Source organism: Candidatus Accumulibacter sp. ACC003 (genome assembly GCF_907163085.1).
Lineage (GTDB): Bacteria > Pseudomonadota > Gammaproteobacteria > Burkholderiales > Rhodocyclaceae > Accumulibacter.
The window spans coordinates 39,770-53,638 of sequence record NZ_CAJQTX010000004.1; the positions used below are offsets into that span (position 1 = coordinate 39,770).

General features: G+C 64.8%; 11 protein-coding genes and 2 tRNA genes. 4 read left to right on the forward strand and 9 right to left on the reverse strand.

What is annotated here, in order from left to right:
* Window positions 1–60: 60 nt before the first annotated feature.
* The 4 genes from uvrC to QZ656_RS07120 all read left to right on the forward strand — a co-directional run bounded on the left by uvrC (window position 61) and on the right by QZ656_RS07120 (window position 2,772).
* Window positions 61–1,878, forward strand: coding sequence for an excinuclease ABC subunit UvrC (gene uvrC, locus QZ656_RS07105; RefSeq protein ID WP_291992757.1), 1,818 nt, complete (start codon window positions 61–63; stop codon window positions 1,876–1,878).
* Window positions 1,878–2,456 carry a CDP-diacylglycerol--glycerol-3-phosphate 3-phosphatidyltransferase gene (gene pgsA / locus QZ656_RS07110; protein ID WP_291992758.1) on the forward strand — a complete coding sequence of 193 codons (579 nt, stop codon included), beginning with the start codon at window positions 1,878–1,880 and terminating at the stop codon, window positions 2,454–2,456. Before uvrC ends, pgsA begins: the two co-directional genes overlap by 1 nt.
* 103 nt (window positions 2,457–2,559) lie before the next feature.
* Window positions 2,560–2,635: transfer RNA gene (locus QZ656_RS07115), tRNA-Gly, on the forward strand.
* A 63-nt stretch (window positions 2,636–2,698) separates the two neighbouring features.
* A tRNA-Cys gene (locus QZ656_RS07120) sits at window positions 2,699–2,772 on the forward strand.
* Between the two features lie 1,044 nt (window positions 2,773–3,816).
* On the opposite strand, the gene QZ656_RS07125 is transcribed toward QZ656_RS07120, so the two are convergent.
* The 9 genes from QZ656_RS07125 to nifD all read right to left on the reverse strand — a co-directional run bounded on the left by QZ656_RS07125 (window position 3,817) and on the right by nifD (window position 13,800).
* On the reverse strand, window positions 3,817–6,285 hold the full coding sequence (locus QZ656_RS07125) for a hypothetical protein (RefSeq protein WP_291992759.1): 2,469 nt from the start codon (window positions 6,283–6,285) through the stop codon (window positions 3,817–3,819).
* A complete protein-coding gene (locus QZ656_RS07130; protein ID WP_291992760.1) occupies window positions 6,282–7,775 on the reverse strand; it encodes a hypothetical protein in 1,494 nt (497 codons plus the stop codon). The genes QZ656_RS07125 and QZ656_RS07130 overlap by 4 nt, the downstream gene beginning before the upstream one ends.
* A 198-nt stretch (window positions 7,776–7,973) precedes the next feature.
* The gene (locus tag QZ656_RS07135) at window positions 7,974–8,942 is read right to left on the reverse strand and encodes a hypothetical protein (RefSeq protein ID WP_291992761.1); all 969 of its coding nucleotides are present in this window, start codon (window positions 8,940–8,942) and stop codon (window positions 7,974–7,976) included.
* Between the two features lie 15 nt (window positions 8,943–8,957).
* A complete protein-coding gene (locus QZ656_RS07140) occupies window positions 8,958–9,221 on the reverse strand; it encodes a DUF6129 family protein (RefSeq protein ID WP_291992762.1) in 264 nt (87 codons plus the stop codon).
* On the reverse strand, window positions 9,218–9,943 hold the full coding sequence (locus tag QZ656_RS07145) for a dinitrogenase iron-molybdenum cofactor biosynthesis protein (RefSeq protein WP_291992763.1): 726 nt from the start codon (window positions 9,941–9,943) through the stop codon (window positions 9,218–9,220). The genes QZ656_RS07140 and QZ656_RS07145 overlap by 4 nt, the downstream gene beginning before the upstream one ends.
* 94 nt (window positions 9,944–10,037) lie before the next feature.
* The gene (locus QZ656_RS07150) at window positions 10,038–10,229 is read right to left on the reverse strand and encodes a 4Fe-4S binding protein (protein ID WP_291992764.1); all 192 of its coding nucleotides are present in this window, start codon (window positions 10,227–10,229) and stop codon (window positions 10,038–10,040) included.
* 50 nt (window positions 10,230–10,279) lie between these two features.
* Window positions 10,280–10,507, reverse strand: a complete 228-nt coding sequence (nifT, locus tag QZ656_RS07155; RefSeq protein ID WP_291992765.1) for a putative nitrogen fixation protein NifT — start codon at window positions 10,505–10,507, stop codon at window positions 10,280–10,282.
* A 54-nt stretch (window positions 10,508–10,561) separates the two neighbouring features.
* On the reverse strand, window positions 10,562–12,130 hold the full coding sequence (gene nifK, locus QZ656_RS07160) for a nitrogenase molybdenum-iron protein subunit beta (protein ID WP_291992766.1): 1,569 nt from the start codon (window positions 12,128–12,130) through the stop codon (window positions 10,562–10,564).
* Window positions 12,131–12,327: 197 nt separating this feature from the next.
* Window positions 12,328–13,800, reverse strand: coding sequence for a nitrogenase molybdenum-iron protein alpha chain (gene nifD, locus QZ656_RS07165; RefSeq protein ID WP_291992767.1), 1,473 nt, complete (start codon window positions 13,798–13,800; stop codon window positions 12,328–12,330).
* Window positions 13,801–13,869 lie beyond the last annotated feature (69 nt).

A 13,869-nucleotide genomic window follows, 5' to 3' on the forward strand; every position in this document is an offset into this window, starting at 1 on the left:
GCGAGCGTGATAAGATCGAGAACGCTATCCTACGTCAGTCGGCGGCCGCCGCGTATGCTCATGGAACAATCCTTCGACGCCAAATCCCTGCTGGCCACGCTGACCGAACTGCCCGGCGTCTATCGGATGATCGACAGTGCCGATACGGTGCTCTACGTCGGCAAGGCCAAGAACCTCAAGAAGCGTGTCGCCTCGTATTTCCGCGATCGTCACCCGAGTCCGCGCATCGCGCTGATGGTCGCGCAGATTGCCCGCGTCGATACCACGGTGACGCGTTCGGAAGCCGAGGCGCTACTGCTCGAAAACAATCTGATCAAGAGCCTGTCACCGCGCTACAACATCCTCTTTCGCGACGACAAGTCGTACCCGTACATCGTCCTGACGCACGACCGTTATCCGCGCCTGGGCTTCTTTCGTGGCACGACCGACCGGCGCGCCGACTACTTTGGCCCCTTTCCCTCGGTATTGGCGGTGCGCGAGAGCATTCATCTGCTACAGAAGATGTTTCGCCTGCGCACCTGCGAGAATGGCGTCTTCAACAACCGCTCGCGACCGTGCCTGCTGTACCAGATCAAGCGCTGTTCGGCGCCCTGCGTCGGGCTGGTCGAAGCCGAGCCTTACGCTGCCGACGTCGACATGGCCAGCCTCTTCCTGCAGGGCCGCCAGCAGGACGTCATCGGCCGCCTGTCGACGGCGATGGACCAGGCGGCAGAGAGGCTCGCCTTCGAAGAGGCGGCGCTGTGCCGTGACCAGATTCAATCCTTGCGGCAGGTGCAGGACCGGCAGTACGTCGATAGCGACAAGGGCGGCGACGTGGACATCGTCGCCGCCGTCGAAGAGCAGGGCCTGCTGTGCGTCAACCTGGCGATGGTTCGCGGTGGCCGGCATCTCGGCGACCGGCCGCAGTTTCCGGTCAACGCCGCCGATTGTTCGGCCAGCGAAGCCTTGAGCGCTTTTCTCGCGCAGCACTACCTGGCGCACCCGATCCCCCTGCAGATTCTGGTCAATCGGCCCAGCGCCGACGGCGAGCTGGCCGATTGGCTCAGCGAAGCAGCCGGGCGGCCGGTCAAGGTCGCCGAGCCGAGGCTGACGATGCACCGCGTGTGGGTGGAAATGGCCGAACAGAACGCACGCCTGGCGATCACCGCGCGGCGAAGCATGCTGTCGCGGCAGGGGCTGCGGCTTGAAGCCCTGTGCCAGACGCTGGCGCTCGAAGTCGACGACGACAAGGAGGCGCGTATCGAATGCTTCGACATCAGCCACACGCAAGGCGACGCGACGGTCGCCGCGTGCGTCGTCTTCCAGGGCAGCGGCATGCGCAAGTCCGACTACCGCCGCTTCAATATTCGCGACATCCAGCCGGGTGACGACTACGCGGCGATCCGGCAGGCGGTCATGCGTCGCTACGACAAGCTGCTGACCGGCGCCGCGCCGGTGCCGACGCTGATTCTGATCGACGGCGGCAGCGGCCAGGTCAGCGCGGCGCTCTCGGCACTCGCTGAGCTCGGTCTGGCGCAGCTGCCGATCGTCGGCGTCGCCAAGGGCGAGGCGCGCAAGCCGGGGCTGGAAACGCTGATTTTCGCGGATGGCCGCGACCCGTTACAATTACCGCCTGAACATCCCGCGCTGCATCTGATCCAGGAAGTTCGCGATGAGGCGCATCGCTTTGCCGTTTCCGGCCATCGTGCCAGGCGTGGCAAGGCCGTGCGAACGTCGCGGCTCGAAGAGATCGCCGGTATTGGGCCAAAGCGGCGCAAAGCGCTGATCTCTCGTTTTGGCGGCTTGCAAGGCATTTCGGACGCCGGGATTGACCAACTGACAGCGGTTCCAGGAATCAGCCGGGAACTCGCCGAGAAAATTTACGCGGCTTTGCACTGATGCCACTGAACATACCGATTCTGCTGACCTGGCTGCGGATCATCCTGATCCCGCTGATGATCGCCATCTACTACGTCCCCGAGTCATGGGTGCACGCTGTCGGTCGCGACCAGGCGGCGACGGCGGTGTTCGTCGTCGCGGCGATCACCGATTGGCTCGACGGCTACCTCGCGCGGCGCTGGCAACAGACCTCGGCCTTCGGCGCCTTCCTCGACCCGGTGGCCGACAAATTGATGGTCGCCGCCGCGCTGATCGTCCTCGTCCAGCTCGACCGGCTCGACGCCATACTGGCGGCGATCATCATTGGCCGCGAAATCACCATTTCGGCACTGCGCGAATGGATGGCGCAGATCGGCGCGCATCGCAGCGTCGCCGTATCGATGATCGGCAAGGTCAAGACGGCGGCACAGATGGTCGCCATTCCGTTGCTGCTCTATCACGCGCCCTTCGCCGGCGTGGACGTTTCGCTGGCCGGCACCTGGCTGATCTACATCGCCGCCGTACTGACGCTATGGTCGATGGGATATTACATGCGGATGGCTTGGCCGCACCTCATCGAAGAGGACCGCAAGCGCTGATCAGGACGCCGACGACGACGCCGACGAGGCGGCCGATCGGCGATCAATGGCAAACAAGCATTGACAGTAATGGGCAGGCCTTTATAATGCGCCTTCGCTTCATGCGGGAGTAGCTCAGTTGGTAGAGCGATACCTTGCCAAGGTATAGGTCGAGAGTTCGAGACTCTTCTCCCGCTCCACATTTCCTGCCGAGTGGCCAGTTTTTCCGCCCTCAACGGCAGCTCCTACCGTCAGGTAGGCACGGCGCGATAGCAAAGCGGTTATGCACCGGATTGCAAATCCGTTCAGCCCGGTTCGACTCCGGGTCGCGCCTCCATCGCACACAGATCGCAAACAGCCAGCCCCTCCAGGGCTGGCTTTTTTCGTTGCGCGTTTCGCGCCAGCCGCACGTCAGGCGTTGCCAGGCAAGCATGACCAAAATCAGCCACGACGAGCGGCGATGAAGCGTTTCACATCAAGCGGCGTTTTGAGGCTCAATATCCTTTCGTGTGGGGAACGAGCACCGGTCGCCTTCGGTCTTGACGCTTCCCGGAGCTGACCTGCTCTTGGTCATGTCAGTTCGCCATGATGGTCGTCGTCGGTGACCCGGCGATTCCCGTAGCGTTGTCGGTTCGCAATGCACTGCAGAAGCCGACCTCGCCAACGTCGGGTGATTTCACCGCCGTGAAGCGGCAAGAGCGTCTTCTCGGCGAGCGCCGCATAACCCGGAACAGTTCCTCGTTGGCCTGCAAAGCGAGTGCGCGCTGAAAAGTGGCGGGAAGCTGTTACGTCGATGGCTTTCCTGGAATAGGTGTACAGGCCTGCCACACATGTTCCAGCGCTCTCTTCCCCGCGGGGTATTCCGGAAGCCACCACAGGAGGTGCCACCGGGATGTATGAGCCTGGCTTATTCACAGTCCTCTGCTCTCCATCAGCCTCCCTGGCCGGAAAACCACAAACAGCATGACGAACAGTGACCGTGCTCAGATAACTTCGCTGCTCGATGCCGTCGCTTTCCCTGCGGCCGTGTTTGGCGCCTTGTACCACGGCCGTTGGCGGATCGAAGCAGCGCAAGGATCGCTTGGAAGTCGTGGCTTGTCCGGGCAAGCTGCCAATCAGAATTTCGCTGCCAAGGCGCTCTTTGACCGCCTGAATGCCCGGGCGGCCTACGTCGTCGCCTACCCTCATAAGCGGTTCGCAGAAAATATTTCGTGTTTCAATGCCTGTTTTTGCAAGGCAAAGAGCCTCTGAAGATCGGGAAACTTATCTGAGAGCGCTTACTCGACCGCGTACGCAGGGGCAAGTCTTTCCGCTGGCCAAGGGTCAAAAATAGTGAAGTCAAAAGGGCGGAACTGATCGCGCACAGCGGCGGGTCGTCGCGTCAGTCGGGCGCCGCGGCCTGGCCAGCGCTCACCGCATCGAGCAGGCGTAGGGCGCGCTTGAGTTCGGCTCTCGTCTGTTCGCCCACGTTGCTCCGCGCGAGCATGCGCTCGACGGCTTCGCGCGCGCCCGCCGCCCACGCCGGGTCCCATGCCAGCGGCGCGGTGCGGGTCAAGAAGTAGAGCAGGTTGATGCGGCCGTTGACCGACAAGGCGTCGATGCGCTCGGGCCGGAGCAGCGCCAGTGCGGCGGCAATCGCCTGCGGCGAGGCGGTGTAGAAATCCTGTAATTGCTGGCCGGCGGCTTTTCGCTCGTCGCTGCCGGCCGCGTCGAGTTGTCCCAGCAGGCGCTCGATCTCGGCTGGGTCGGGGCGCGCCAGCCAGATCTCGAACTGGCGCTGTTTCAGCTGCGCTCCATAGCCCTTGACGAGAACTGGCCGCAGCGAGCCGAAGTTCCAGCGCTTGAGCAACTCGGCCAGAGTTGCCGCGTCGTCAGCATCGTCCTTGCGGAAGTAGCGCAGGTCCGAGCGCGCGGGCGCCACGCGCACCAATTCCGATCCCGGAGTCGAATAGCCGGCCTTGCCGAGTTGCGTAGCCAGGCGCGCCATTATCTCTTTCTGGCTCGCGTCGGCGTACTGCAGGTAGACGAGAGACTTGCTCTGCATGGCCTGCTCGACCTGTTGCGCCTGCTGGACGACGGCGCGCAAGTCGGGCGTGTTGCTCTCCGCAGCTCGGTACACGACGTCCAGTTGCCGCTGTGCCGAGTTCGCCATGGTCAGCGCCGAGCGCTTCGCGCTTTCAGCATTGAGCGCCGCCTCCTCTGCTGTCGCCGCCTTGGCGGCTTCGTCGTCAGCTCTGCTCGTGGCCGACCTGGCCTGCGACCACCAATAGCCGACCAGCACCAGCGCAGCGGCGAGGAGCAATGCTCCCAGAATCCAGCTCCGCCGCTTCAGCATCCGGGCGCGATGCTCGCGCTGCGCCGCTTCGGCCTGCGTCTCTTCGTCGAAAGCGCGTTGGCTGCGATCGAGAAACTCGAGCATCGCATCGAAGCCATCACGATAGCGTGCGGCCCAGGCCGCGCTGGGCTGCTGGCGCTCCAGCCAGCTAATGGCAAACTGCAGGTCAGGCTGGCGCAGCAGCGCCGACTCGCCGGCGCGGTGCAACTCCGCGCCTTCGGCAAGCCGGCGGTAGGCTTGCGCCGACCGCGCTTCCTCGTCGGCCCAGCCGCGTAACCGCTCCCAGACCCGCATCAGGCTTTCGTGCGAGATGTCGATCGGTGTGTCGGGCTGCAGCAGCGTACCGGCCGGCGGCATCACGAACGAGCGCGTCGGGTCGCGGAAGACCTCGATCACCGCCGTCAGTTCGGCGACGCTGGCGCCGGTGACGGCGCAGAGCGTGTCCAGCCGCGTCGGGCGGCGCGTGCCGCGGGCGTCGGTGACCTTGTCGGTGATTGCCTTGAAGACGGCCTCGGCCAACTCGCGCGGGCGGCCCTCGGCGAGCTCGCCGAAGGCCTCTTCGGCATGTTGGTTGAGCGCGTGCGCCATCGTGCCGACGGCTTCGTAGTGCAGTAGCGCCAGCGCACCGGCGCCATCATCCTGGTGCCAGCGTGCCCAGGTCCGGTTGAGCGCGTGCTGCAGGATCGAGAGCTGGTCCGGGTTGTCGCCGACATCGTTGACCAGGCGCGTCAACAGCACCGGGTCGATCGTCGCACCGCTGACGCCCACCGGCCCGGCGATGGCCGAGCGACGCTCGTCGCGGGTCATTCGCGGCACCAGGTACTGGCCGCGGTTGATGGCCTCGGGCAGGCCGAAGAACTGCGCGCAATCGCCGAGAAAGTCGGAGCGCATGGTGATCACCACGCAGAAGCGCAAGCCGGGGTGCGCGCCGACCTCGAGCAAAAGGTTTACGAAGGCGACGGCTTCCTCGCCGGCGCTGCCCAGGGGCTCGCTGGCAGCTGCGCTCGTCGCCAGCGCGGGCGACGTCGCCAGGCTCCGGTAGCGGAACAGCTCCTCGAACTGATCGACGATCAGCAGCACGTTCTGCCGCGCCTCGAGGTGCCCCTGCTCGAATGCATCGACGAGGCCGAGCTTGCTCATGCGCAAGGTCGCCTCCATCATCTCGGCCGCCGAGAACCCCGAGTCGTCCGCGTTTTGCGGTCCAAGCAGGCCGGGGCGCGCCAGCGCCTCGGCGAGCGCGCGCAGCGGCCGGTTGCCGGGGCGCAGGGTGGCGACGCGCCAGGCGCTGCCAGCGTCGGCCATCAGGCCGCGGTGCAGGGCCGGCACCAGGCCGCAGTTGACCAGCGACGACTTGCCCGATCCCGAGGTGCCGACGACGGCCAGAAAGTGCGTCGCGGCCAGCTTGTCGACCAGCGCATCGACTTGCGCCTCGCGGCCGAAGAACAGCGCTTCCTCGCCTTCGTGGAAGGGCCGCAGGCCGGGGAAGGGATTCGCTGCCGGTGTGGCGGCGGTCACGACGATGTTCCGTTGCCGGCCAACGCCGCCAGCAGTGGCTGCAAGGGGGCTGCCGACACGCCGTCCAGCAGGTCGATCAGCTCGGCGCCGCCGAGCAGTTGCAGCAGTTGCTTGTCGGCGCTAGCCGGCGGTAGCAGGCAGGTCCACAGCGAGCGGGCTTTGCCGCTGGCGGCCAGCGCCACCTGCTTGCGCAGATCGTTCTGCTGGTGGAACTTCCAGACCTCGTCGCCGGCACCGTAGAAGAGCAGCACCGCGTCGCAGGCCGACAGCAATTGTGCGTTTGCCTCACGCAGCGCCGCGGCGTCGCCGACGAAGACCGGCAGCGTCACCTGCAGGCCCTGCGCCAGCAGCAGCTTGAGCAGCGGCACCGACGCCGCGCGATCGGCCTCGCTCATCAGTACGTGCACGGTCTGCTGGTCCGTCGCTGCCGCGGCGGCCGCCGGCGCGGCGGCCGTCTCGATCTGGCGCAGCAGCAGATGCATCGTACCCTTGAGGGCCTCGACGTCACCGCGCAGCAGATCGGCGCCGAACTGCAGCGCTGCGTCACGTTGTAGCGCATCAATGAACAGCTGCTGCTCGGGGCGCTCGCCTTTGATCATCTCGGGTAGCCAGATAATGCGCCGTAGCGCGCTCTGCCGGCAAAGCTCGGCGGCAACGTGGTTTTCGAGCATCGCCAGCGAGCGGCCGCTGGGGCCGTCGGGTACCGGTCCGACACTGCTGCCGACGAGGTGGATGGACAGTGCGCAGCGTTCGAGTTGCGCCTTCAGCTCGGGCAGCAGCGCGTCTTCGCTCTGCGGCAGCTGTTGCGCCGGCAGCACTTCGTGGCCGTGCATGCGCAATTCGGTCGCCAGCCGTTCGCGCGCGTCACGCAGATCGCTGCCGCAGTCGGCGAGAAACACCACCGGCCGCTTTTGCTGGGCATCGGCGACGCTCGCCGGCGCGGCGTCGCTCAGTTGTCGCAGGCTCTTGGCGATCTCCCAGGCCAGGCTGCTCAGCTTGCCGAGAAACTGTTGTCGCGCCTCTTCGCCGAAGGCCGGGTCGAGCTCCTGCGGGTCATCGTGGTCGAGTGCGTAGAACGGGTAGCCGAGCATCTGCTGCACCACCTCGGGCAGCGCTGAAGCCTGCTCGAACGGCGTCTTGATGACCTTGAAGACGCGGCTCTTGTTGCCGACCGTGACGCCGCCGTTGCCCGCCGCGGCCTTGCAGAATTCCAGCAGTTCGCGCGTGCACCATTCCGAGCGCACATAGCGCGGGCTGAGGATGGAGACCAGCAGCGCGGTTGTCGTGAACTGGCCGACGATCTCGTCGGCGAAGACGTCGTTGCCGTCGAGCTTGTCGTCGCGCCAGATGCGCGCCTTCTCGCCCAGGCGTTGGCTGAGCATGGCCTGCAACGTGGCATGGAACTGCGATACCCAGCCTTTCTGGCCAGGCGTCAGCGGCTCGTTGTCGATATGCGCGTAGCTGATGAAGGCATCTTGGTTGAAGCTCATCGCGGTGGCCAGGGTTGGAGAAGGACAGGGAATCCAGAGGCACCAGGAAAGTATAGCAACTTTCCCCGCCGGACCTGGCGAAGCGAATCGACTCGCTGGCAGCCGTCGGCGATGCGCCGCGACGACCAGGGCAAGGGGGCGAACGCTGCGAGGCGCACGCCAGCGGTTTTCGGCGCGAGGCGCCTTGCCGGTCGCGTCTTACAGCGAATACGGTCGATGCAGCCATTTACGAACGACGTTGAGGTCGCGTTGCGGGAGGTAGGCGAAGCCGGCCCGCGAGTCCTCGATGACCGCCTCGGCGACCCAGTGCGGTACCACTTTGCCGGCGAGCATCAGAAAGTACCAGGCCATCGGGTAACCCGCCTCGTGGTCGAAATGGGCGAGGTCCTCGTTCAGCTGCAGACCGTGCGTGCCGGCGTCGGTGTCAAACTCTGGCGTCTCGCCGGCCCTGGTGGCGATCGCCTGGGCGCAGAAAACCGTTTGTTGGTAGTGGTCGAGATGCTCCCGGGTGGCGATCACCCAGTGATTGCAATAGGCGCTGGTATGGCCGGCGCTGCTCGCGCTCCAATCGTCGAGCATGCGGTGGATCGCTGCCGGCTCGGGCCTGCGCGCCAGCATTCGGCGCAGATAGGCACCGACGTGCTGCAGACGCCGAAAAGCGTAGAAGGGCATTGCCAGCGGCAGCGGCTGGTCGACGCCGCTGCGCGGGTCGAGTAACTCGTCGAGCGTGTCGGGCTGCCTGGCAAACAGCTGATGGGCGCGCATCTCCTGCAGGTCTTCTATTTCCAGTTGCAGGAAATCCGCGCTGCCGGTGCCGGCCGTGGCCACCAGATAGTGGGTCTGGCCGACCAGGCGGGTGGCGTACAAGCGCCGATCGGCAAACTCGTCGGTCAGCTTGGCAAGGTCGCCGGCGCTTTCTGCGAGGGCTTCCTCGGCCCAGTCGCCGAGATTGTCGGAGACCCGCTGGCCGTTCTCGGCGACGATTCCGCCCAGGCGATACCAGCCGCCGCGGCTCATCGCATGGCGGAATTTCCACTCGGGCAGGGCCTGCGTCAAGGCCTTGACCAGCGCGCCAGGGCCGTTGCTGACGGGCAGCTTGAGGCAGCATTCGACGACGGCGGGGGCGAGCGACTTGCAGTGTTCCGACCAGGCCAGGGCTTCTTTCATCGGGGATTCTCGGGGTCATTCCTGGTCAACCCGGGCCGCCAGCAGGACGCCGGTGGCTGACGCCAGGTCGCTGGTCCGGCTCAGGCAGTGGCCGGAAGCGCCGGCAATCAGGTAGAGGTCGTAGCCGTCGACGCCGAGCACCGGCTGGTGGCTCGGCGAGACGTCATCGGCGCTGCATTCGCTGCAGTGCAGCTCGGGGAAGCGTCGGCGCATGGCGGCGGCAAGTGGCTCGATCTGCACCGCGGCAGCGAGCTGCGCGAGTTGCTGCGGGCTGATCATCGATCGGCGTCCAGCGTCGCCGCGAAGCGCGCCAGCGAAGCCGCCGGAACGCCCATGATCTGCGCCAGCCACGGTGGCGGGCTGGACAGGCGCTGCTGCAGCTGGACGAGCAACTCACGTGCGCCGCCGCCGTTCGCCAGCTTGATCGGATGGATGCCGGCACGTACCACCTTGGCGGCTGCCGGGCCACCGATCGATTGCAGGTAGACGATCTGGCAATCTTTGATCAGCGCCGCGCGCGCGTCGTTGCGGTCTTCGCTGGCGTCGGCTTCGACGGTCGTGCGCACGGCAATCAGCTTGATCGCCTCGGGACCGAGTTGATAGATCAGGAAGCGCTCGCACGAACCGAAGTGGCCGTCGAGGTTTTCGCCGCGATTGGCGGCGACGGCGACACGGATCGAGCCCGGCATTTCGCCGTCGCGGTAGGTGTCGAGCACGGGAAAGTCCTGGTTGCTGATGCCATCGCCCCAAAGCAGGCGAACGGCGCCTTTCAGCGCTTCGGCATCGACGCCGACGTGACACGCTTGCTCGGCGAAGTCGCCGGCGAGGATGACGCGCAGGTCCTCGACGCTCAGCGTCGCCAGCTTGGCCTCGGTCAGCGGCGCAGCGAGCCGCTCAAGCAAGGCGCCGAGCAGCGCGCGGACGTCGAGACCATCGAGGGTGCGGGCAGCCAGCGCGATGCGCAGCGCGGCTTCGCGGGAGGCGACGGGGGGTGCAGACATGAAGCTCTCCAGGCCAGTAAGCGGTAAGTTCCGGAGCGGCGGTGGCGCTTGGCGGCGCCGCTAGTAGCGCAACGATAGGGTGCCCCGCCGCTGCTCAGGCGTAGCTGATACAGCCCGCCGGGCAGACGTCGACGCACAAGGGCGTATCGTTGTGGCCGTCGCATTCGCTGCAGGTGCCGGCGTCGATCTTGTAGAAGATCTTGCCGGCGCTGATCGATTTGGTCGGACAAACCGGCTTGCAGTCGCCACAGGCGGTGCACATGTCCGAGTCGATTTTCATTGCCATGGTGCTTCTCCTTGGTTGTTGGGCGAGACGCGCAGCCCGCCCGATAGTCCTCAGTCCTCGGCGGCGCCGAGGCGCCTGGCGCGCAGGGAAATCGGCAGGCGCGGCGGCCTGGCGATCGGCTCGATGTAGTACGCGCCACCGTTGCCCAGCTTCAGTTCGCCGCCCCATTTCGCATCGCTGTCGAATTCGATGGACTCGATCGAGGCTTCCAGATCGCGCTTTGGCAGGTAGAACACCAGCCCACCGCTGTCGGCTTGCCGGATCATGATGTTGGCCATGTCTGTCACACTCCTGCTGGACCGGCGGGGCACTGACCCCGCCGGCGGTGCGCATCAGCGAACCAGGTCAAAGTTGTAGTCGGTGGTGCCCATGCCCATCGTTTCCCGGTCGAGTTGCTCGAGGACGGCGTTGGTCAGCTGCGTGACGATCGACATCATTCCTTCGTAGCCCAGCGTCGTCTGCCGGTGCAGGTGGTGGCGGTCGAAGATCGGGAAGCCGAGGCGGATCAGCGGCACTTCGAATTCCTTGCCCTTGTAGAGCGTGTCGCGCTGAATGAACTTGCCGTAGGAGTTGCCGATCAGGAAGTCCGGCTGGTCGGTGAAGCACAGGCTGCGCAGGTGCCACAGATCCTTGCCGACATAGACCTTGCCGTTGACCCCGAACGGGCTCGACGCCAGCAGGCTCTCGGTGGCCTTGCCCCAGCGCTTGTGGGCGTTGTTGCAGAGGACGTGCGTCGGTTCGGCACCGCACTCGAGGAGGATCTTGACCATCCCCTGGACGAAGTCCGGGTCACCGTAGAGCGCGAACTTCTTGCCGTGCAGCCAGGCGTGACTGTCAGTGATGAGGTCCACACAGCGGCCGCGTTCCTTGACCAGCGAATCCGGAATTTCCTTGCCGCTCACTTCGGCGACCTTCATCAGGAACTCGTCGGTCCAGTCGATCCCCATCGGGATGTTCAGCTTGGGGATTTCGTGGTTCCAGGTGCCCTCGACGTACTTGCGGGTTTTTTCCAGGTGCGCGGGCTGCAGGAGCAGGGTCGTCAGGGCGTTCGGCGCGTCCTTGACCTCGTCCATCGTCGTGCCACCGGCGTACATCTGGAATTCGCCGTCGGCAGGCGTATCGAAGACGTCGCTGGGGTCGCAGAGCAGGGTGCACCCGACGTCCATCTCGGCGAGCATGCGTTTGATCACGCGGTAGTTGCCGAGGTAGGTTTCGAAGCCGGGGACGACGTTGATCTTGCCGTTGCTACCGACCTCTTTGCCTTCCATGTTGTTCAGCGTCAGGTAGCGGATGACGCCTTCGAACATGTTGTCCCAGCCGGTGGTGTGCGAGCCGACGAACGATGGCGTGTGCGCGAAGGGGACCGGGTAGTCCTGCGGAATGTGGCCCTCTTTCTTGGTATTGTTGATGAACGCGTTGAGGTCGTCACCAATCACTTCGGCCATGCAGGTGGTGGACACCGCGATCATGTCGGGCTTGTACAGCGCCCTGGCGTTGGCCAGGCCGTCGTACATGTTCTTCTGGCCGCCGAACACCGCCGCATCCTCGGACATCGAGTCGGAAACGCAGGAGCTCGGCTCCTTGAAGTGGCGATTGAAGTAGCTGCGGAAGTACGCCACGCAGCCTTGCGAGCCATGCACGTAGGGCAGCGTCTTGTGAAAGCCCGAGGCGCAGAGAACGGCGCCCAGCGGCTGACACGCCTTGGCCGGGTCGACCGTCAGCGCCTGACGGCCGAAGTTGAGGTCCTGGTACTCCTGGGTGGTGGTCCACATGAAGGTCTCGTAGACCTTCTCCGGTGAGTGCACTTCCTCGAACAGCGCCCGCTTGTCGCCGAGCGACTTGACGTAGTCGTCGTCGCCGAACAGTGGGTAGCAGGGTTTGATCTTTTCAGTAGTTTGCATGGCTATCTCCTGGCCGGTACTGCTCATCCGCAAACCCTGGCGCGAGCTTCAAAAGGGGTGCCGCAGGCCTGCCCGGTCTCCGTCGTTCCCGCCTCGGGCCGCCACGCCGAGAGGTGGCAGCGTGGCAAACCCTTGGCGGCTTTGCCGGTATCCCGCGGTGGCGGGAACGACGGAGTGGGCAGCTGCAGCGGCAGTGATCAGGCGGCCTTCTGCGCCTCTTCGGGAACTGCCTTCTTCCAGGGCGGCACGAACTTGCTCCACACCGGGCTGGACAGGGCGATGTCCATGTCGCGGGCGAAGATCGCGAAGCCGTCGTAGCCGTGATACGGTCCGGAGTAGTCCCAGGAGTGCATCTGGCGAAACGGAATTCCCATCTTCTGGAAGATGTACTTCTCCTTGATCCCCGAGCCGACCATGTCCGGCTTGATGCGCTTGACGAACTGCTCCAGTTCGAAGCCGTTGGCGTCGTCGTAGATCAGCGTGGCGTTGCCCATTTCCTTGATCGACCGGTCATAGTCGTCGTTGTGGCCGAATTCGTAGCCGGCGCCGACCACTTCCATTCCCAGGTCTTCGTAGGCGCCAATGATGTGCCGCGGCCGCAGACCACCGACGTAGAGCATCACTTTCTTGCCCTGCAGCCGTGGTTTGTACTTGCCGATGATGGCGTCCATCATCGGCTGGTAGCGCGCGATCACCGCTTCGCACTTCTCCTTGATCGAATCGTCGAAGAAGCCGGCGATCTTGCGCAGCGACTCGACGATCTTGGTCGGGCCAAAGAAGTTGTATTCCAGCCACGGGATGCCGTATTTCTCTTCCATGTGGCGACTGATGTAGTTCATCGAGCGGTAGCAGTGGAGCAGGTTCAGCTTGACCTTGGGGGTGTTCATCATCTCGGCCAGGGTGCCGTCGCCGGACCACTGGGCAACGACGCGCAGGCCCATTTCCTCGAGCAGGATGCGGCTCGCCCAGGCGTCGCCGCCGATGTTGTAGTCGCCAATGATCGCCACGTCGTAGGGTGTCGATGCGAAGGGCTGACCGTCACGCTTGCCGATCACCCAGTCGCGGATGGTGTCGTTGGCAATGTGATGGCCCAGTGACTGCGAAACACCCCGGAAGCCTTCGCAGCGCACCGGCACCATCGGTTTGCCGGTGGCCGCCGAGGCCTTCTTGGCGACTGACTCGATGTCGTCGCCGATCAGGCCGATCGGACATTCGGACTGGATCGAACTCCCCTTGCTGAGCGGGAACAGCGTCTCGACTTCCTCGAGCAGCTTGGCCAGTTTCTTGTCGCCGCCGAAGACGATGTCCTTTTCCTGAAAGTCGGACGTGAAGTTCATCGTCCCGAAGGTGTCGACGCCGGTGGTGCCGACGTAGTAATTGCGGCGACCGGCACGCGAGTACTGACCGCAGCCGACCGGGCCGTGCGAAATGTGCACCATGTCCTTGATCGGGCCCCAGACGACGCCCTTGGAGCCGGCGTAGGCGCAGCCACGAACCGTCATGACGCCGGGCAGCGTCTTGCGGTTGGCCGTAATGCACTTTTTCGACTGTTCGATCGACTGATCGTTGATCGCCAGATGCTTGGCGCGGTCCTTCCTGGCTTTTTCGGGATAAACCTCAAGCACCTCGGCAATCAGGGCTTCGGTTTCCTCGCGAGACAGTGTGCTCATCTTTTCCTCCTGACGCCGCCATAAATCGATGGCCGGCGCACTGCTTGAAAGGGGCGGACTCGAACAGCA